Origin of the sequence: Bacterioplanoides sp. SCSIO 12839, assembly GCF_024397975.1 — a bacterium.
Lineage (GTDB): Bacteria > Pseudomonadota > Gammaproteobacteria > Pseudomonadales > Oceanobacteraceae > Bacterioplanoides.
On the sequence record NZ_CP073745.1, the window covers coordinates 1,000,146 to 1,020,248 of the forward strand.

General features: G+C 47.2%; 15 protein-coding genes. All 15 read left to right on the forward strand.

What is annotated here, in order from left to right; genetic code table 11:
• Positions 1–29 precede the first annotated feature (29 nt).
• The 15 genes from KFF03_RS04645 (at position 30) to secA (ending at position 20,092) form a co-directional block, all read left to right on the forward strand.
• A complete protein-coding gene (locus KFF03_RS04645; protein ID WP_255859213.1) occupies positions 30–1,787 on the forward strand; it encodes a penicillin-binding protein 2 in 1,758 nt (585 codons plus the stop codon).
• Positions 1,784–3,301 (forward strand): UDP-N-acetylmuramoyl-L-alanyl-D-glutamate--2,6-diaminopimelate ligase, encoded by a 1,518-nt coding sequence (locus tag KFF03_RS04650; protein ID WP_255859215.1) that lies wholly within the window; start codon positions 1,784–1,786, stop codon positions 3,299–3,301. Before KFF03_RS04645 ends, KFF03_RS04650 begins: the two co-directional genes overlap by 4 nt.
• Positions 3,294–4,706, forward strand: a complete 1,413-nt coding sequence (gene murF / locus KFF03_RS04655; protein WP_255859217.1) for a UDP-N-acetylmuramoyl-tripeptide--D-alanyl-D-alanine ligase — start codon at positions 3,294–3,296, stop codon at positions 4,704–4,706. The genes KFF03_RS04650 and murF overlap by 8 nt, the downstream gene beginning before the upstream one ends.
• A gap of 1 nt (position 4,707) precedes the next feature.
• The gene (gene mraY / locus KFF03_RS04660; RefSeq protein ID WP_255859219.1) at positions 4,708–5,790 is read left to right on the forward strand and encodes a phospho-N-acetylmuramoyl-pentapeptide-transferase; all 1,083 of its coding nucleotides are present in this window, start codon (positions 4,708–4,710) and stop codon (positions 5,788–5,790) included.
• Positions 5,791–5,810: 20 nt separating this feature from the next.
• Positions 5,811–7,226 carry a UDP-N-acetylmuramoyl-L-alanine--D-glutamate ligase gene (gene murD / locus KFF03_RS04665; RefSeq protein ID WP_255859221.1) on the forward strand — a complete coding sequence of 472 codons (1,416 nt, stop codon included), beginning with the start codon at positions 5,811–5,813 and terminating at the stop codon, positions 7,224–7,226.
• On the forward strand, positions 7,219–8,481 hold the full coding sequence (ftsW, locus tag KFF03_RS04670; protein ID WP_255859223.1) for a putative lipid II flippase FtsW: 1,263 nt from the start codon (positions 7,219–7,221) through the stop codon (positions 8,479–8,481). Before murD ends, ftsW begins: the two co-directional genes overlap by 8 nt.
• On the forward strand, positions 8,474–9,535 hold the full coding sequence (gene murG / locus KFF03_RS04675) for an undecaprenyldiphospho-muramoylpentapeptide beta-N-acetylglucosaminyltransferase (protein ID WP_255859225.1): 1,062 nt from the start codon (positions 8,474–8,476) through the stop codon (positions 9,533–9,535). The genes ftsW and murG overlap by 8 nt, the downstream gene beginning before the upstream one ends.
• 45 nt (positions 9,536–9,580) lie before the next feature.
• Positions 9,581–10,993 carry a UDP-N-acetylmuramate--L-alanine ligase gene (gene murC, locus KFF03_RS04680; protein WP_255860833.1) on the forward strand — a complete coding sequence of 471 codons (1,413 nt, stop codon included), beginning with the start codon at positions 9,581–9,583 and terminating at the stop codon, positions 10,991–10,993.
• The gene (locus KFF03_RS04685) at positions 10,993–11,925 is read left to right on the forward strand and encodes a D-alanine--D-alanine ligase (RefSeq protein WP_255859227.1); all 933 of its coding nucleotides are present in this window, start codon (positions 10,993–10,995) and stop codon (positions 11,923–11,925) included. Before murC ends, KFF03_RS04685 begins: the two co-directional genes overlap by 1 nt.
• Entirely contained in the window at positions 11,925–12,680 is a 756-nt protein-coding gene (locus KFF03_RS04690; RefSeq protein WP_255859229.1) for a cell division protein FtsQ/DivIB, read from the forward strand. Before KFF03_RS04685 ends, KFF03_RS04690 begins: the two co-directional genes overlap by 1 nt.
• Positions 12,677–13,912, forward strand: coding sequence for a cell division protein FtsA (gene ftsA / locus KFF03_RS04695; RefSeq protein ID WP_255859231.1), 1,236 nt, complete (start codon positions 12,677–12,679; stop codon positions 13,910–13,912). The genes KFF03_RS04690 and ftsA overlap by 4 nt, the downstream gene beginning before the upstream one ends.
• 61 nt (positions 13,913–13,973) lie before the next feature.
• Entirely contained in the window at positions 13,974–15,125 is a 1,152-nt protein-coding gene (gene ftsZ / locus KFF03_RS04700; RefSeq protein ID WP_255859233.1) for a cell division protein FtsZ, read from the forward strand.
• A 112-nt stretch (positions 15,126–15,237) separates the two neighbouring features.
• Positions 15,238–16,146: a UDP-3-O-acyl-N-acetylglucosamine deacetylase gene (gene lpxC, locus KFF03_RS04705; RefSeq protein ID WP_255859235.1), complete on the forward strand. Its 909-nt coding sequence runs from the start codon at positions 15,238–15,240 to the stop codon at positions 16,144–16,146.
• 138 nt (positions 16,147–16,284) lie between these two features.
• Positions 16,285–17,235, forward strand: a complete 951-nt coding sequence (locus tag KFF03_RS04710) for a M23 family metallopeptidase (protein ID WP_255859237.1) — start codon at positions 16,285–16,287, stop codon at positions 17,233–17,235.
• 115 nt (positions 17,236–17,350) lie between these two features.
• A complete protein-coding gene (gene secA, locus KFF03_RS04715; RefSeq protein ID WP_255859239.1) occupies positions 17,351–20,092 on the forward strand; it encodes a preprotein translocase subunit SecA in 2,742 nt (913 codons plus the stop codon).
• Positions 20,093–20,103: the final 11 nt, after the last annotated feature.

Consider the following 20,103-nt stretch of genomic DNA (forward strand, 5'->3'; position numbering starts at 1 on the left):
TTCCATTTATTTAAGAGGTTTTTGCAAGCATGACAACCGAACCCCAACCCACAACAAGCGGAATTGCCCGCTGGCGCTTTGCGCTGGTGATGGCAGTGTTTGCCGCGTTGTTGTTGGCGGTGCTGGTTCGGTTGGTCATGCTGCATACGGTTGACCAGCCGTTCTTATTTGAGCAGGGCGAAAAGCGTACTGTACGTTCAGAATTACAACCTGCCAGCCGGGGAAAAATTGTTGATCGTCATGGTCGGCCACTGGCTGTTAGCACGCCGGTTGTTACCTTATGGATTAATCCACAGCAAATTAATTTACAGCAAGTACCGCAGCTTGCTAAATCGCTCGGGCTTAATAAAAAAAATCTGCTGAAAAAAGTAGAGAGAGCGGCCGGAAAAGGCCGCTCTTTTATTTATTTAAAACGTCAGGTTGAACCTGAACTGGCTCAGCGGGTGTTAAATTTAGGCGTTAGTGGTGTATACGGTGATCATGATTTTCGCCGTTATTACCCGGCCTCTGAAGTCACTGCGCACACTCTGGGCATTGTGAATATCGACGGTCAGGGACAAGAGGGGCTTGAGCTGGCTTTTAATGAGTATTTATCCGGACAAAATGGTTCGCGCCGGGTTGTTAAGGATTTATACGGTAACGTTATTAAACAGCTCGAAGCGAATGATGTGCCGCAGCCGGGCAAGGATTTACACCTAACGCTGGATCTTCGTTTGCAATATCTGGCGTACCGTGAATTAAAAGCCGCAGTGACGTCACACAATGCCAAATCCGGTTCAGCAGTGTTGCTGGATGCACGTAATGGTGAAGTGTTGGCGTTGGTGAACCAGCCATCCTATAACCCGAATAACCGCTCACAATTAAAAGCCAATCATATGCGAAACCGGGCGCTGGCGGATTTAATTGAGCCGGGTTCAACCATGAAGCCATTTACGGTAGCCGCAGCATTAGATTCTGGCCGTTATGCGCCGTCGACGGTACTGAATACAGCGCCGGGTTATATGCGGGTTAAACATAAAACCATTCGTGACCATCGTAATTATGGCGAGCTGGATATTACCGGTGTAATTACCAAATCTTCCAATGTGGGTGTGACAAAACTGGCGCATAACCTGGGTGCGGAAAAAATTTGGCGTTTTTTCCACGATGCCGGCATGGGTACCGCATCAGTACTGGGTTTTCCGGGCGAAGCGGTGGGTACGTTACCGTACCCGGAGCAAATGGATGATTTGCGTTTAGCCACCATGTCATACGGTTATGGTTTGTCATTAACACCGTTGCAATTGGCGCAGGCTTATACCAGCTTCAGTCAGCAAGGCTGTCGTCAGGCGGTGCGTTTATTAATGCTTGAAGCGGCTGAAAATACCCCGGGATGTCAGCGGGTGATGAAGGCAAAAACCGCACGCCAGGTATTGGATATGATGGAAACGGTGATTTCGGTAAAAGGTACCGGTCGTCGTGCCATGGTTAAAGGCTACCGGGTCGCGGGTAAAACCGGTACCGCGCATAAAGTTGGCCGTGACGGTTATGAAGATTCTGCTTACACCGCCATTTTTGCCGGTGTTGCGCCGGTTTCAGACCCAGAGCTGGTGCTGGTAGTGGTAGTCGATGAGCCACAAGGGCGTGAATATTATGGCGGTGAAGTCGCAGCGCCGGTTTTTTCCAGAATTATGGAGCAGGCATTGCGTTTGCGTCAGGTTGCTCCGGATGATCAGAAGACAAAAACAATCGTGGTAAATAAGAAAAAAGCAGCCCCTCAATTGATTGCTAAAGGGGGCGCCGCATGACCATCGTGGCAATGAAATTATCGCAGTTAACTCAGGGGAATCCTTACATTCCGCCGGAGTGGGATCGAGAAATAAAACACATTCGTATTGATAGCCGTGATGTGACTGCCGGGGATGTCTTTATTGCCCGTCATGGCAGCCAGCAAGACGGTCGGGTTCATATTCTGGATGCCGTTAAAAACGGTGCGGCTGCGGTACTGGCTGACGGTGAAATTGCGTTTGAATGTGTTGGTTATGAGTTAGTTGATGGTGGTGTTCCGGTTTTTTCGGCACCGGGATTATCACAGCAAATTGTTGCCTTATCGGAGCAACGCTACTCACAAAATAAACAGATGCCTTTAATTGCGGTTACCGGTACCAATGGCAAAAGTTCTGTCACTCAATATATTGCTCAGTTAACCACGACGTTAAATAAAAACGCGGGTGTAATAGGTACCTTGGGTAATGGTATTTGGCCGGATTTAGAAGCCACCCGTAATACCACCCCGGATATTACTGTGGTTAAGCGTTCTTTGTATGCCATGGCTGAACAGAATGCAGAGTTAGTCGCGTTAGAAGTATCGTCACATGGGTTAGAGCAAGGCCGGGTTACCGGGCTGGAATTTCATACCGCTATCATGACCAACCTGACTCAGGATCATCTGGATTATCATGGTGATATGGATGGTTACTTTGCCGCAAAAGCCAAATTATTCCGTGATTATCCACTGCAATATGCACTGATTAATAGCGATGATGAATATGGTCAGCGGTTATTAAATGAATCAGAAAATGCTGCTGAAAAAGTCTACTCCTACGGTCGTAAAGAAGGCTCGGATATTTTTTATTCTCAGCCTGTGTATCAATCCGGCTGGTTGACGTCTGAATTAACCACACCCTGGGGGCAGGGTATGGTGAAGTTGCCATTAATTGGTGATTTTAATATGGCAAATGCGGTTGCTGCGATTGCTGCCTTGTGTCTGCAGGGTTTTGATTTTTCTGAGCTATTAGCAGCTGCCGCCACATTGAATGCCGTTGATGGTCGCATGGCGTTATACCGTCGTGTAATCAATAACGGCACTCCGTCGGCAGTAACGCAGCTAGCCGTCGTGGATTTTGCCCATACACCGGATGCGTTAGCCAATGTAATGCAGGCACTTAAGAGTGTAGCCGCACAGCAGGCTTTGGTATTTGGTTGTGGCGGAGATCGTGATCGCAGTAAGCGTTCTTTAATGGCCGACGTGGCAGTGAATTCAGGAGCTGATGTTTGGCTGACTGATGATAACCCTCGCACAGAAGATCCACAGCAGATCTTTGCCGATGTATTAACAGCAAAGGGCAGTGAGCAATTTCACACGCAACATGATCGAGCTCAGGCCATTGCTGAGGCGGTTAATTCCGACGCTGAATTGGTTGTTATTGCTGGCAAAGGCCATGAAAACTATCAGGATGTGGCTGGTGTGAAACATCCATATTCTGATGAAGCTGTCTTGCTGAACCTCGGGTTTCAAAAAGCCGGAGGTCAAGATGCTTAAGCCGTTTTATTTATCCGACGTGATGGCTTTGCTGAATGGCAGCCTGATTCAGGGAGCCGATTGTGAAATATCTGGTGTTTCCACTGATACCCGTACCATTCAGCCCGGTGACTTATACATTCCATTAAAAGGTGAGCGTTTTAACGGCCATCACTTTATTGCTCAGGCTCAAGCGGCGGGTGCAGTCGCTGCATTGGTAGACGAAGACATCGATAGTGCCGATTTTCCGGATTTGCCATTGGTTAACGTGCCGGAATGTTTATTCGCGCTGGGTCAAATTGCACAATATCAGCGTCAGCAGTTTACCGGCCCGGTGGTGGCGGTGACTGGCAGTGCCGGTAAAACCAGCGTGAAACAATTAATGGCCAATGTGTTAAGCCAGCAATTTAATACCTGGATGACACAAGGCAACCTGAATAATCACATTGGTGCACCACTGACATTACTGGCGCTTCAGCCGCAACATCAGGCGGCCATGATTGAGCTGGGTGCCAGTGGCTTAAAAGAAATTGGCTATACCGCACAATTTGTTTTACCGCAGGTTGGTATTATCACCAATGCCAGTGCAGCGCACCTCGATGGTTTTGGCAGCCTGGAAGGCATTGTAAAAACCAAGGGTGAATTAATTGATTTTATTCAACCGGGTGGCTGCGCGATTCTGAATCGTGATGATGTGTATTTCTCTGACTGGCACCAACGAGCACAACAGCGTGGGTTGAATATTCTGACCTTTGGTTTTGCTACAGAGGCGGATGTGCGTGCCGATAACGTGCGCACTGGTTTGAATGGCAGCGAATTCAACCTGTGTTTGCAGGGTGAATCTTACACTGTGCGTTTGCCGTTATTAGGTGAACATAACGTGCGTAATGCATTGGCGGTTGTTGCTGCCGCGGTTGCGCTGGCTATGCCTATGGAAAAAATTATTGCCGGACTGGAAAGTGCGGAGGCTTTTTCGGGTCGTTTACGCTGGTGTGATGGTGCTCAGCAACAACGTATTCTGGATGACAGCTACAACGCCAGCCCAGCATCTGTTTTTGCTGCTGTTGATGTACTCGCTAATGCTGAACACAGCTGGCTGGTACTGGGGGATATGGCAGAGCTGGGTGATGATGCTGAAAACATTCATGCTGATGTTGGTGCTTACGCACAGCAAGCGGGTATTAAAAACCTGATCGCAACGGGTCATTACAATAAAAAAACCGTTGCCCGGTTTAACCGCAGTCAAGACGAAATCAATCAGGATGATACACAAGCCAACGGAATCTGGTTTAACAGCCGTGATGAGCTGATAACGTATTTACAACAACAGACCTCGGCAAGCGATGTATTGCTGATTAAAGGGTCGCGTAGCGCTGGTATGGATCAAGTCGTTAAAGCGCTGTGTATTGGGGAAGAGGAAGACTGATATGTTGCTATGGCTGGGAGACTGGTTAGCACAATTTCACACAGGTTTTGGTGTGATTAACTACCTGACATTACGGGCGATTTTGTCGGTAATTACCGCTTTAATTGTGTCCATGTTATTGGGACCTGTGGTGATTCGTAAGTTACGCGAATACCAGATTGGTCAGGCAATTCGTGAAGTTGGCCCAAAATCACACTTAAGTAAAGCTGGTACACCAACCATGGGTGGTGTGCTGATTTTATTGTCGATTGCTGTCAGTACTCTGTTGTGGGGTGACCTGGAAAATCGTTTTGTCTGGGTTGTGTTATTAGTCACATTGTTTTTTGGTGCTATTGGTTGGGTCGACGACTATCGCAAAGTGGTGGAGAAAAACTCACGAGGCCTGCCAGGTCGCTGGAAATATTTCTGGCAATCAATGTTTGCCCTGGTGGCCGCAGCGTATTTATTTTATTCCGCACAAAGCCCGCAAGAAACACAGCTGGTGGTGCCTTTCTTTAAGGATGTGATGCCGCAACTGGGTTTGATGTTTGTGGTATTAACCTATTTTGTGATTGTGGGTTCCAGTAATGCAGTGAACTTAACCGACGGCTTAGATGGCTTAGCCATTATGCCAACCGTGATGGTGGCGGCAGCGCTGGGCGTATGTGCTTATCTTGCCGGTAACGTAAATTTTGCTGATTACCTGCACATTCCATACATCGCCGGAGCGGGTGAGTTAGTGGTTTTTTGTGCAGCGATGGTTGGAGCGGGTATTGGCTTCTTGTGGTTTAACACTTACCCGGCTCAGGTGTTTATGGGCGATGTGGGTTCCCTTGCATTAGGTGCGGCGTTGGGTGTTGTTGCCGTGATTATTCGTCAGGAAATCATTCTGTTTATTATGGGCGGCATTTTTGTTGCTGAAACTGTGTCGGTTATTTTGCAGGTAGCCTCCTTTAAATTAACCGGTAAACGTATCTTCCGTATGGCACCGCTGCATCATCACTATGAATTAAAAGGTTGGCCGGAGCCGCGTGTGATTGTGCGCTTTTGGATTGTAACCATCATTCTGGTGCTGATTGGTCTGGCAACATTAAAAATTCGTTAATGGGTTATTGAGACATTTAAATGGCAACCACTGAAATGGCAACCGCTGCAAACACCAAACGCATGATTATCGGACTGGGCTTGTCCGGGTTGTCGTGTGCACGCTTTGCGCAGCGTCAGGGGTGGTCATTTGATTTATGTGATAGCCGTGAAACGCCGCCGGGTCTGGCAGATATTCAGCAGGAATTCCCTCAGAGCCGTATTTATTGCGGTGATTTAGAAGGTGACTTATTAGCCTCTTATGATGAATTGATTGTCAGCCCTGGCGTTGCCTTAGCTGAGCCTGCTATTCAGCAGGCAATTGAAGCGGGGGTCGCGATTTCTGGTGATATTCAGTTGTTCAAAGAACATGTGAATAAACCTGTTATTGCCATTACCGGTTCCAATGGCAAAAGCACGGTGACATCACTGGTTGGCGACATGTTGAATCATTGCGGTGTTAAGGCGCTGGTTGGCGGTAATATCGGTTTGCCAGCGTTGGATTTAACCAATGAACAGGAAGCCGATATTTATGTATTGGAGCTATCCAGTTTCCAGTTGGAAACCACCACGAATCTGAATGCTGAGGTAGCCACCATTCTGAACCTGAGTGAAGATCATATGGATCGTTATCAGGGAATGAAGGACTACCTGGCTGCGAAGCAACGTATCTTTCAGGGTGCAAAGAATGTTGTTGTTAATAGCGATGATCAGGCAACAATTCCAGATCATTCAGCTCGCAATATCACCTTTTCGCTAAGCAGTAATGGCGCATCGCGTTTTTACCTGAAAAATCACCAGGGTGTTGATTGTTTATATTGTGACCAGCAACGTTTGTTGTCGGCGGATGAAATTAAAATCAAAGGTCGACATAATTTAGCCAACGTATTGGCGGCACTGGCGCTGGTTGATGCTGTGTGTAAAACACTGGGTATTCAGCTGGAGCAAACATTACCTGCTATCCGTGAGTTTCCGGGTCTAGCTCATCGCTGTCAGTGGGTTGGAAACCTTAACGGTGTCGATTGTTACAACGATTCCAAAGGCACTAATGTGGGATCAACCTTAGCTGCTGTAAATGGTTTGGGTGTGGGTGCCAAAGGCAAAATCTGGTTGTTGGCCGGTGGTGTCGATAAAGGCCAGCGGTTTGATGAATTGGTTCAGCCCTGTCAGCAGTATGTGGCTGAAATATTGTTATACGGACGTGATGCCAACAATATTCAGCAAGACTTTATGCAGGACGGCAAAGCCTTGTGTGAAAGCCGCATTTTTGAGTCGATGGATCAGGCTTTTGCGGTTGCACTTGAGAAATCGAAAGCAGGAGATCTGATTTTATTGTCTCCGGCCTGTGCCAGTTTCGATCAGTTCACTAACTATGCTGTTCGCGGTGAATATTTCCGTCAATTGGTGACGGATGCAAGTGCGGATGTAAATGTTGCTAGTGAGGTGCAACATGACTGAGCTGATCGCATCCATAAAATCCACATCATTCAAACAATTTACCGACCGGTTAAGCTGGCAGCCACGAAGCCGACTTTTTTTCCCATGGTTGGCGCTGATGTGTCTGGGGTGGTTGATGGTGGCATCGGCCTCTACTGGTATTGCTGAATATTACACCGGTAACGAACATTATTTTGCCATTCGTCATGTGGTGTATCTGGTGCTGGGCATTAGCGCACTATTTGTTGTTAGTCAGATTCCATTACGTTGGTGGAGTCAGGTGGAACCATTGTTGTTATTGATTGCATTTATGGGACTCATTCTGGTGTTTGTGCCCGGTATTGGCCATGAGGTAAACGGTAGTCAGCGCTGGTTAAACTTAGGTTTTATTAAAATTCAGGCATCAGAAATTGCCAAACTGAGTGCAGTATTCTTTATTGCCGGATACCTGGTGCGCCGTAAAGATGAAGTCCAGCAAAGCTGGAGTGGTTTCCTTAAACCGTTTCTGATCCTGGGTGCCATGGTGTTTTTATTGCTGATGGAACCCGATTTTGGTGCTGTGGTTGTATTAATGGGAGCAGCATTGGTTCAGCTTTTTCTGGGTGGTGTAAAAGCCGGACAATTTTTCCTGTTGTTAACCATTACCCTGATTCTCAGTGCTGTTGCGCTGACGGCTGAAAGTTATCGGGTTGAACGGTTGATGGCGTACTTAAATCCCTGGTCGCCAGAACATGTTTATGGCACAGGTTATCAGTTGACGCAGTCACTCATCGCGTTTGGTCGTGGTGAATGGTTTGGCGTTGGTTTAGGTGAAAGTGTACAAAAATTGTTTTACCTGCCTGAGGCGCACACCGATTTTGTTTTTGCTATTTGGGCTGAAGAAACCGGTTTGGTTGGTGGTGTGCTAGCTCTGGCTTTATTGGCTTGCCTGATTGGTTTTATCTGGCATACAGCCTGGAAGGCGCAACAACAAGGTCAGTTGTATGGTGCGTATGTGGCACTTGGGATTGGCGCGTTATTAGCGCTGCAGATCATTATTAATCTGGGTGTGAATATTGGGTTGTTGCCAACAAAAGGGCTGACACTGCCGTTTTACAGTTATGGTGGCAGTAGTCTTTTGGTTTGCTGTGCCATGGTCGGTATTGTGATGCGTGTTGCTCATGAAATTGATAACCCATCGTTAGTTGTTGAAGAAGAAAAGCCCGTGGCTGGTAAAAAGCGTAGTAATAAAGAAAAGTCTTCTCAAAAAAGCAAAAAGGAGCGGAATCATGACTAAAACCGTTCTTTTTATGGCGGGTGGAACCGGTGGGCATGTCTTTCCTGCATTAGCGGTTGCGAAGGAAATGAAAGCACGTGGCTATGATGTTCAGTGGCTGGGAACTGCCAATGGTATTGAAAAAGATCTGGTGCCTGCTGCGGGTTACCCACTGCATTGCATTACGATTGCCGGCTTGCGCGGCAAAGGCAAGTTGGGATTAATCAAATCACCATGGTTAATCGCCAAAGCCATCTGGCAAGCACGGAAAATTATTAACAAAACTAAACCGGTTGCAGTATTGGGTATGGGTGGTTATGCCACTGGCCCTGGCGGAGTAGCGGCAAAATTAGCGGGTATTCCTCTGCTTATTCATGAGCAAAATGCCTATGCCGGTATGACCAATAAATTATTGCATAAGATTTCTGACCAGAGCCTGCAAGCTTTCCCCGGGGCGTTGGACAATGCCTTGGTTACCGGTAACCCGGTTCGTGGCGATGTTTTTGCGATCAGTAATCAGATTTCTTCAGATTCTGAACGGTTAAAAGTGCTGGTTGTTGGCGGTAGCCTGGGGGCAGTTGCGTTGAATACTACTGTGCTTGAAGCTATGCAGGGCCTACCGGAAAATCAACGCCCGGAATTATGGCATCAGGCAGGGAAACGCAATATAGATGCGTTGCAGCAGGATTATCAACAAGCCGGAATCCAAGCAAAGGTTACGGCTTTTATTGAGGATATGGCAGCGGCTTATCAATGGGCTGATTTAGTGGTGTGTCGTTCCGGTGCATTAACCGTGTCTGAAATTGCGGCAGCGGGTAAAGCCGCAATTTTTGTCCCTTTTCCATTTGCCGTAGACGATCATCAAACCGCAAATGCTGGATTTTTAACCGAGCGTGGTGCCGGTGTGTTATGCCAACAAAAAGAGTTAACACCTCAGTGGTTGGCGGCACAATGGTTAGCATATCAGGCGGATAAAACAGTGTTACAGAAAATGGCTGACACAGCACGCCAGTTGGCCAAGCCCGATGCGACTGCTCAGGTAGCGGGCTGTATTGAAAGTATATTGAGAGATTAAAACGTGAGTCTTAAAACAAATACACTGACCCATTTAATTCCGGAGATGCGCCGGATTCGCGGTATTCACTTTGTGGGTATTGGTGGTGTTGGCATGTGCGGTATCGCGGAAGTATTGTTAAATCAGGGCTATCAGGTTTCGGGCTCTGATTTGCGCGACAGTGTTGCCACTGAACGTCTGGCTGATATGGGGGCAAAAATATTTATCGGTCATGACAGTGAAAATGTTGAACAGGCCGATGTATTGGTTGTATCTACCGCTATCGATGAAAACAATCCGGAAATTAAAGCCGCGATAGAGCGCCGGGTGCCGATTGTTCGTCGTGCTGAAATGCTGGCTGAATTAATGCGCTTTCGTCATGGTATTGCCGTTGCCGGCACGCACGGCAAAACTACCACCACCAGTTTGGTGACTTCGATTCTGGCGGAAGGAAATTTTGATCCAACCTTTGTTATTGGTGGAAAATTAAACAGTGCCGGTACCAATGCTCGTTTGGGCGGTAGCCGTTATCTGGTTGCGGAAGCGGACGAAAGCGATGCCAGTTTTCTACACTTACAACCCATGGTATCGATCGTTACCAATATTGATGCTGATCATATGTCGACCTATGACGGTGACTTTGAAAAGTTAAAGAATACCTTTGTTGAATTTTTACACAATCTGCCATTTTATGGCCTCGCTGTATTGTGTATTGATGATGACAATGTACGTTCCATTTTGCCTAAAGTCAGTCGTCAGTTTGTTACTTATGGTTTTTCTGATGATGCTGATTATCGTGCTGTTGATTTAACTCAGGATGGCATGTTTACCCGTTTTACCGTGCAGCGTCCTGGTGATAAAGCGGATCTTGATATTCGTGTGCGGATGCCGGGCAAGCATAATGTATTGAATGCGTTGGCTGCGATTGCAGTAGCCGATGATGAAGGCGTTGCTGACAACGCGATTCAGACAGCACTGGAAAAATTTGAAGGTGTTGGGCGCCGTTTTCAGGTGTGTGGCGAATTCCCGCTGCACGAAGGCAATGTCATGTTAGTGGATGATTATGGCCATCATCCACGTGAATTAGAGGTGACGTTAGAAGCGATCCGCAATGGTTTTCCTGATCGCCGTCTGGTGATGTTATTTCAGCCTCATCGTTACAGCCGTACCCGTGATTTATACGAAGATTTTGTTCGGGTGTTATCACAAGCGGATGTGTTGTTATTAATGGATGTTTACCCGGCCGGAGAAAAACCGATTGCCGGTGCTGACGGGCGCTCGCTTTGTGGTTCTGTTCGCCAGCGTGGTGCGGTTGATCCGGTCTTTATTGAACGTGATGAGTCGGTGAAACAACCATTGTGTAATGTATTGCGCCCGGGTGATTTATTACTGACCCAGGGAGCCGGTAATATTGGTGCACTGGCAGTGCAATTAACCAATGAGTTGCCGCTGTGGTTAGCTGAGCAGGAGAAAGCCTGATGAGCGCAACCGAATTAGGAAAAATTGCAGTATTAATGGGTGGTAATTCCGCTGAGCGCCCGATATCACTGAACAGCGGTAATGCGGTTTTTCAGGCATTAAAACAAGCCGGACAGGACGTTACTGCGATTGATATTCAAGGGCATGCCATTGCTCAGCTAACGGATGCTGAATTTGATATTGCCTTTATTGCTCTGCATGGCCGTGGCGGTGAAGACGGTACCATTCAGGGCGTACTGGAATGGTTGGATAAACCTTATACCGGCAGTGGTGTGATGGCATCTGCGTTAGCGATGGATAAGTGGCGAACTAAATTAATCTGGCAGGCGGCCGATTTACCAACTCCGAAAGCTGTTCTGTTAAATGACCAGTGTGATTGGCAGGCGACTATTGAATTATTAAATCACAACGCAATTGTTAAACCGGCGCGTGAAGGTTCCAGTATTGGTATGCGTCGTGTTCATACGGCGGAAGAATTAAAACAAAGCTTTGAATTTGCCAGTCGATACGATGCGATGGTTTTGGCTGAACAATGGGTGTCGGGTGCTGAGTTTACGGTTGCTATTGTGGGTGATAACGCATTACCTGCAATTCAATTAAAGACCAGTCATGAGTTTTATGACTATGACGCAAAATATCAGGCTAACGATACCCAATATTTATTACCCTGTGGTTTAACCGAAGAAAAAGAAACGGAATTACAGCAACTGGCATTAAAGGCATTTGATCTTTTAGGGTGTGAAGGCTGGGGTCGCATCGATGTGATGCAAAATGGTGAAACCGGAGAATTCTGGTTATTGGAAGCCAATACCAGTCCGGGTATGACAGACCATAGCCTGGTACCAATGGCAGCTAAGGCAACCGGATTGTCTTTTGCAGATTTGGTTATTAAATTGTTACAACAAGCTAAGTCCCGGGCAACTGAGGCTTAATGATGAAAAAAGGTGCATTAACAGGGGCAACCCGGGTTGTGGAAAAACAACCACGACAGTGGCAGTTACCCAAAATTAATGTGTCTTGGGTCATGGTTCCACTTTTAATAACATTGTTGGGGCTGGGTGGCCGTTGGGTGTATCAGAGTTGGCCAATAAACAGTATTGAAGTGGAAGGGCAATTCAGCTTGTGGGAGCCAGATTTAATTGCCCAGCAATTAACCTGGTTAAAGCGTGAAAGTTTTTTTTCAGTCGATTTGCAGCAGGTTTATCAGCAGGTTGATGATTTGCCATTAATTGATGTGAAGCGGGTAAAAAAAGCCTGGCCAGGAACCATTGTGATTCATGTACATGAAGATATTCCAATGGCGATCTGGAATGGTGAAGAAATATTGACGGTGTCTGGCGATATTTTGCCGCGTCCGGCTTTTGTTCGTGGCGAAAAAATGGCACGTATGCGTGGTAGTTCTCAGTATGCTCATGAAGCCATGAGAAATTACCGTCGCTTGCATCAAATGTTAAAAAAAAGTCAGGTCAGTGTGGTTGAATTAGAAGTATCTGAGGTGGGTTCTATCTCAGTTTTATTATCCAACTCGTGGAAGGTCGAGTTTGGACGGCATTATTTTGAAGAAAGAATGAAGCGGCTGGATGGATTATTAAATACCTTGCCTGAAGAGCAGGTTGTCGCTGTTGATTTACGTTATGGCAAGGGGGCCGCAATAGAATGGCACCCGGTTAAGGAGATGGATTCATGAATCAGGTACAACAGAAAAATATGGTCGTTGGCCTGGATATCGGTACATCAAAAATTGTTGCTGTTGTTGGTGAAGTCAGTGAAGACGGTGCAATTGAAGTTGTGGGTTTAGGAACCAGTCCGAGCCATGGTTTGAAAAAAGGGGTCGTCGTTAATATTGACTCTACCGTGCAATCGATTAAACGCGCCGTTGAAGAAGCAGAGCTGATGGCAGGGTGCCGTATTCATTCGGTTCATGCCGGTATTGCAGGCAGTCATATTCAGTCGATGAATTCCCACGGTATTGTTGCGGTGCGCGATCGCGAAGTCACTCATATGGATATTGAGCGCGTAATTGATGCAGCTCAGGCCGTCGCTATTCCGCAAGACCAACGTATTTTGCACGTTTTGCCACAAGAATACGTAGTCGATTTTCAGGAAGGAATCCGTGAGCCGGTTGGCATGTCAGGGGTGCGCCTGGAGGCAAAAGTTCATCTGGTTACCGGTGCGGTAAATGCGGCGCAGAATATTGAGCGCTGTATAGAGCGTTGTGAGCTGGAAGTCGATGATCTGGTGTTGGAACAATTAGCCTCCAGTTATTCGGTATTAACCGATGATGAACGCGAATTAGGCGTGTGTATGGTGGATATTGGTGGTGGTACCACGGATATTGCTATTTTTACCGAAGGCGCCATTCGCCACACTGCGGTAATTCCAATTGCCGGTGATCAGGTAACCAATGACATTGCGATGGCGTTGCGAACTCCAACTCAACATGCCGAAAAAATTAAAATTAAATACGCGTGTGCTTTAACACAACTTGCCAAAGCGGACGAAACCATCAAGGTGCCGAGTGTTGGTGACAGGCCGCCGCGTGATTTATCACGACAAGCGCTGGCTGAAGTGGTTGAGCCGAGATATGACGAATTATTTACTTTAATTCAATCGGAATTGCGCCGCAGCGGATATGAAGATTTGGTTGCAGCGGGCATTGTTCTGACCGGCGGTACCGCCAAGATGGAAGGGGTGGTGGAATTGGCCGAAGAAATATTCCATATGCCGGTTCGTCTGGCACGTCCGCACAGTGTTTCCGGCTTATCGGATGTGATTAATAATCCGATTTATTCGACCTCTGTTGGGTTGTTATTACACGCGGTAAAACAGCAGGAAAACCGGGCTTTACGACATCAGGGAAAAAATGATGAAAAATCGGCATTTTCCCGCATAAAAGATTGGATTAAAGGCAATTTTTAAGATTAAATATTAATCGCGCGCGGAAGGAGATAAAGCGATGTCTCAACAAAGAGAAGGGGATATGTTCGAGCTAGCAGATGATTTACAACAAAATGCCGTGATTAAAGTGATCGGTGTTGGTGGTGGTGGCGGTAACGCTGTCCAGCATATGGTTGATGGCCACATTGATGGTGTCGATTTTATATGTGCCAATACAGATTCTCAGGCACTGCGTAATGTTGGCTCACGTTCCATTATTCAATTAGGTAATGGCCTGACCAAAGGTTTAGGTGCTGGTGCGAATCCGGAAGTTGGCCGACAGGCCGCTTTGGAAGATCGTGAACGAATTGCAGAAGCTCTGCAGGGCGCCGATATGGTGTTCATTACTGCAGGCATGGGTGGCGGCACCGGAACCGGTGGTGCACCTGTTGTTGCTGAAGTTGCCAAAGAAATGGGAATTCTTACTGTAGCGGTTGTTACTAAGCCGTTCCCGTTTGAAGGTCGCAAGCGCATGACAATTGCAGACCAGGGCCTGAAGCAACTGGCTGAAAACGTAGATTCACTGATTACTATCCCGAATGAAAAACTGCTTTCTGTGATGGGAAGTGGCACGACATTGCTGGATGCTTTTAAAGAAGCAAACAATGTACTGCAGGGTGCTGTACAGGGAATCGCTGATCTGATTACTCGCCCGGGTATGATCAATGTTGACTTCGCTGACGTTCGTACAGTGATGTCAGAGATGGGTCAGGCAATGATGGGTACTGGCATTGCAAGCGGTGAGAACCGTGCGCGTGAAGCAGCTGAAAAAGCAATTGGTAGCCCATTATTAGAAGATATCGATTTACAGGGTGCTCGTGGCATTCTTGTTAATGTTACCGCAGGCTTTGACTTGTCACTGGGTGAGTTCAGTGAAGTTGGCGGTGTCATTGAAGAATTTGCTTCTGATAATGCCACGGTTGTTGTTGGTACGGTAATGGATCCGGAAATGTCGGACGAGTTACGCGTCACTGTTGTTGCAACGGGTTTAGGTCAGGCTCAGGCCGAAGAAGCTCCAGTGCCTGCAGAAACCAAAGTTGTGGTTGATAACACGGTGAAAGCTGAAGTTCAGGAACGCCCGGTTGCCGGTGTTGCTGCTGAAGGCTCTGCTGTTCCAAAGGCAGACCCAAACAGTGACCTGAATTACGACAGCATCATGGATATCCCTACCTTCTTACGCCGTCAGGCCGATTGAGCCAATTATGTAGCGAATTGCAAACCACCTCTGGCAGGTTTGCAATTTGCTGTTATAATCCCGGCATCTAAAATTTGGTTAAAAAACGCCCAAGATTGGCAGGAATGTCTCTATGATTCAGCAACGTACACTTAAAAATACAATCCGCGCGACTGGCGTAGGCTTGCATTCAGGAGAGAAAGTCTACCTGAAGCTGAAGCCTGCACCGGTTAACAGCGGTATTGTATTTCGTCGTGTTGACCTGGATCCGGTTGTAGATATTCCGGCAAATGCTCTGAGTGTGGGTGAAACAACCTTATCTACCACGCTGGTAAAAGACCATGCGAAGGTTGATACCGTTGAACACCTGTTATCCGCAATGGCCGGATTGGGCATTGATAATGCCATTGTTGAATTGAGTGCTCAGGAAGTGCCGATCATGGACGGCAGTTCAGGTCCGTTTGTATTTCTGATTCAATCAGCAGGTCTTGCTGAACAAGACGCTCCAAAGCGTTTTATCCGTATCAAGCGCAAGGTTGAAGTTCGTGACGGTGATAAAGTGGCTAGCTTTATTCCTTACGAAGGCTTTAAAGTCAGCTTTGAAATCGACTTCGATCATCCTGTGTTAAAGCAGAGCGTTCAGAAAGCCAGCCTGGACTTTTCTTCAACATCTTACGTTAAAGAAGTCAGCCGTGCTCGTACCTTTGGTTTTACTAAAGATATCGAATATATGCGTTCTAAGAACCTGGCTCTGGGTGGCAGCGTTAAAAACGCCATTGTTGTAGATGACTACCGTGTTGTTAATGAAGATGGTCTGCGTTACGACGATGAATTCGTGAAACACAAGATTCTTGATGCTGTTGGCGATTTGTATTTACTGGGGCACAGCCTGATTGGTGAATACGTTGGCTATAAGTCAGGTCATGGTCTGAACAATTTATTGCTGCGCGAACTGCTTCAGCAAGAAGATGCTTGGGAATTTGTAGAGTTTGCTGAAGAAGGTGCTCCAATTTCTTATATGCGTCCTGCCGCAGCCGGCTAAAATATGATTTACTAACTGATACAGGATTTTCATGGAGAATCCGCACACAAGGGCCATACTTAGATGGCCTTTGTTGTGTTTGCAGCAGAGCTTTTTGTTTTAACGCTGCTACTTCTGTAGTTGGGAAGCCTAAGATTTATGAACATTATCATCGTTGGTCGTCGTCACGGAGAGTCCAAAACCTATACGCTTGGCAGTACTGCTAAGGCGGTTATGGTTGGTTTTCTGTTTGCGTTGCCGTTTGCGATGGGGGCTTCTGGCTATTGGTTAGCCGAGCGTTTAGCGGATGAAGGTATTTTTGATTTAAATGCCGCTAAAGCATGGGAACGAGACCTGGACATGCAGCGCCAGGAGTTACAGCAAATCCGTAAGCAAACCGATCAGGAGCTGGAAGCTCTGACGCTTAAACTGGCAGAATTACAAGGTAAGCTGTTGCGTCTGGACGCTCTGGGTGAGCGTTTGGTTGATGTCTCCGATTTGCACGCCGAAGAATTCGACTTCTCCGCATTACCTGCCGTTGGTGGCCCGGATATTACCAATACCAATCTCATGGCAGGCTTAGGTGAAGCTTATCATTCTCCTGAAATCAGTCAGGTTCTTGATGAGCTGGCTGAACGAATCGATAGCCGTGAGCAGCAGCTGGAAGTCTTAGATGATCTGATGTCAGCAAACAAGCTGAGTTCAGATACCTTTGTCGCTGGCCGTCCGATTACTAAAGGCTGGATGTCTTCTCGTTATGGCAAGCGTACCGATCCATTTACCGGTCGTTTGGCTTGGCATGCGGGTGTCGACTTTGCGGGTAAAATGGGCGCTGATATCGTTTCGGTCGCTTCGGGCGTTGTAACCTGGTCTGGCCCGCGTTATGGCTATGGCAAGCTGGTTGAAGTCAATCATGGCAATGGCTACAAGACGCGCTATGCCCACTGTAAAGAGTTAAAAGTGAACGTGGGTGACGTTGTTCGCAAAGGCGATACCATCGCATTAATGGGCAGCAGCGGTCGTTCCACTGGACCTCATGTTCACTTTGAAGTGTATAAAAACGGTCGCACTGTCGATCCTGCCGCTTATATTCATCGCAAGCCGCGATAATTTCTTCTGCTCAATACGCTTGTCATTATTCTGGGTTATAAGTAGCCTGTAGCACAATTGTGTTATAACGCCAGGCCCAGCGCCGCTTTATTTAGTTTCGGATAATCATAAAACCATGATCGGTAATCTTTTTCGTAAGATCTTCGGCAGTAAAAACAGCCGTGAACTTAAACGTATGGGCAAAATTGTTGCTCAGATCAATGCTCTGGAAGAAGGCCTGAAGGCACTTTCAGATGATGAATTAAAAGCCAAAACTGCAGAATTCAAGCAACGTATCGAAGCCGGTGAAGCGCTGGATAAGTTATTGCCGGAAGCCTTTGCGGTTTGTCGTGAAGCCAGTGTGCGTGTGATGGAGATGCGCCACTTTGATGTGCAAATGATCGGTGGTATCACCTTGCATGAAGGCCGCATTGCTGAAATGCGTACCGGTGAAGGTAAAACTCTGGTCGCAACATTACCCAGCTATTTGAATGCCCTGACAGGTGAAGGTGTTCATGTCGTTACTGTGAATGATTACCTGGCTCGCCGTGATGCCGAGTGGAATCGTCCTCTGTTTGAATTTTTGGGTATGTCTGTAGGCATCGTTGTGCCTGGCCAGAACCCGATTGAAAAACGTGAGCAGTATCAGGCCGATGTTGTATATGGTACGAATAATGAATTCGGTTTCGATTACCTGCGCGACAACATGGCGTTTTCTCTTGCCGACAAGGCTCAGCGCAAACTGAACTTTGCGATTGTCGACGAAGTTGACTCGATCCTGATTGATGAGGCACGTACACCGTTGATTATTTCAGGGCCTGCTGAAGACAGCTCTGAGATGTATCGCGCCATTAATGAATTGGTTCCGAAGCTGGAAAAAGGTGAAGAAGTTGAAGAGGGCAGTGAAGCTGTCGCTTCTGGCCACTTTATTGTTGATGAGAAGCAACGTTCGATTGAGCTGACCGAAGAAGGCCATGAATTTGTTGAAGAATTATTGACCGAAGCGGGCATTTTGAAAGAAGGTGAAAGCCTGTACGCGGCGACCAATCTGAATTTGTTGCACCATGTCCACGCGGCCTTAAAAGCACATGCGGTTTATCAGAAGAACGTCGACTATATTGTTCAGCAAGGTCAGATTGTAATCGTTGATGAACACACCGGCCGTACCATGCCGGGTCGTCGCTGGAGTGAAGGTCTGCACCAAGCGGTTGAAGCTAAAGAAGGTGTTCAGATCCAGGCCGAGAGCCAAACACTGGCTTCGACGACTTTCCAGAACTACTTCCGCTTATATAACAAACTGGGCGGCATGACGGGTACCGCTGATACCGAAGCCTTTGAATTTCATCAAATCTATGCGTTGGATGTTGTGGTTATTCCAACCAATAAGCCGATTCAGCGTATCGACTATAACGATGTTATTTATGCCACTCAGCGTGAAAAATACGATGCGGTTGTGGAAGAAATTCGTGAAGTGATTGCACAACAACGTCCTGTTTTGGTGGGTACCGCGTCGATTGAATCATCTGAATATATCTCTCAGGTACTGCAAAAAGCGAAAGTGCCTCACAATGTATTAAACGCGAAAGAAAATGCTCGTGAAGCTGAGATCATTGCTCAGGCCGGTCGTCCGGGAGCGGTGACCATTGCGACCAATATGGCAGGCCGTGGTACCGATATTATGTTGGGTGGTAACTGGGAAGCTGAAGTTGCTGAGCTGAACGAGCCATCACAACAACAGATCGATCAGATCCGTTCGGAGTGGCAGGTTCGTCATGATGGTATTTTAGAAGCCGGTGGTTTGCATATCATTGGTACCGAACGCCATGAATCGCGTCGTATTGATAACCAGCTACGTGGTCGTTCTGGTCGTCAGGGTGATGCCGGTTCAACGCGTTTCTTCCTGTCGCTGGAAGACAGCCTGATGCGTATCTTTATGTCTGAGCGCATGCGCGGCATGATGCAGGCACTGGGCATGAAGGACGGTGAGTCGATCGAACATAAGATGGTCACCAATGCCGTCGAAAAAGCTCAGCGCAAAGTGGAAGGCCGTAACTTCGATATTCGTAAGCAGCTGCTGGAGTACGATGATGTCGCAAACGATCAGCGCCGTGTTGTTTACGAGCAACGTAATGACCTGATGGCGATGGAAGATATTTCGGGTGTGATCGCTAATATCCGTCAGGATGTTGTGGCAGATGCTATCGATAGCTATATTCCGCCTCAAAGTCTCTCCGAGCAATGGGATATCGCTGGTCTTGAGGCACACCTGAAAGCGGAGTTTGATATTGAACTGCCGGTTCAGCAGTGGCTGGATACAGAAGAAAAACTGTATGAAGAGCCGCTACGAGAACGTATTCTGGAAAGCATCCAGAAAGCGTACGAAGATAAAGAAGCGGCGGTGGGTGCTGGCCCAATTCGTATGTTCGAGAAGCAGGTGATGCTGCAGATTCTTGATAACCTATGGAAAGAGCATCTGGCAACTATGGATCATCTGCGTCAGGGGATTCACCTGCGTGGCTATGGTCAGAAAAACCCTAAGCAGGAATATAAACGTGAATCTTTCACTCTGTTCCAGGAACTGCTGAAAAATATTAAACACGAAACCATCCGTATTTTATCTCATGTGAAAGTGCGTGAAGAAGAGGAGGTTCGTGAAATGGAAGAGCAACGTCGTGCTCAGGCTGAAGCGCAAGCGCAACAGGCGAATTATCAGCATGACGAAGCAGCTTCAGCCATTACCGGCGAAAAGCCTCAGGAAAAGGCTGAAGAGGAAACGGCACAACCGTTTACGCGTGATGGGCAAAAGGTTGGCCGTAATGACCCATGTCCATGTGGCTCTGGTAAAAAATACAAACATTGTTGCGGCAAGCTGAATTAAGGTTCCTGAGT

Bases quoted from the DNA above. Each gene is read 5' to 3' on its own strand.
- KFF03_RS04645 (WP_255859213.1), top strand. From the start codon at position 30: ATGACAACCGAACCCCAACCCACAACAAGCGGAATTGCCCGCTGGCGC.
- KFF03_RS04650 (WP_255859215.1), top strand. From the start codon at position 1,784: ATGACCATCGTGGCAATGAAATTATCGCAGTTAACTCAGGGGAATCCT.
- murF (WP_255859217.1), top strand. From the start codon at position 3,294: ATGCTTAAGCCGTTTTATTTATCCGACGTGATGGCTTTGCTGAATGGC.
- mraY (WP_255859219.1), top strand. From the start codon at position 4,708: ATGTTGCTATGGCTGGGAGACTGGTTAGCACAATTTCACACAGGTTTT.
- murD (WP_255859221.1), top strand. From the start codon at position 5,811: ATGGCAACCACTGAAATGGCAACCGCTGCAAACACCAAACGCATGATT.
- ftsW (WP_255859223.1), top strand. From the start codon at position 7,219: ATGACTGAGCTGATCGCATCCATAAAATCCACATCATTCAAACAATTT.
- murG (WP_255859225.1), top strand. From the start codon at position 8,474: ATGACTAAAACCGTTCTTTTTATGGCGGGTGGAACCGGTGGGCATGTC.
- murC (WP_255860833.1), top strand. From the start codon at position 9,581: ATGCGCCGGATTCGCGGTATTCACTTTGTGGGTATTGGTGGTGTTGGC.
- KFF03_RS04685 (WP_255859227.1), top strand. From the start codon at position 10,993: ATGAGCGCAACCGAATTAGGAAAAATTGCAGTATTAATGGGTGGTAAT.
- KFF03_RS04690 (WP_255859229.1), top strand. From the start codon at position 11,925: ATGATGAAAAAAGGTGCATTAACAGGGGCAACCCGGGTTGTGGAAAAA.
- ftsA (WP_255859231.1), top strand. From the start codon at position 12,677: ATGAATCAGGTACAACAGAAAAATATGGTCGTTGGCCTGGATATCGGT.
- ftsZ (WP_255859233.1), top strand. From the start codon at position 13,974: ATGTTCGAGCTAGCAGATGATTTACAACAAAATGCCGTGATTAAAGTG.
- lpxC (WP_255859235.1), top strand. From the start codon at position 15,238: ATGATTCAGCAACGTACACTTAAAAATACAATCCGCGCGACTGGCGTA.
- KFF03_RS04710 (WP_255859237.1), top strand. From the start codon at position 16,285: ATGAACATTATCATCGTTGGTCGTCGTCACGGAGAGTCCAAAACCTAT.
- secA (WP_255859239.1), top strand. From the start codon at position 17,351: ATGATCGGTAATCTTTTTCGTAAGATCTTCGGCAGTAAAAACAGCCGT.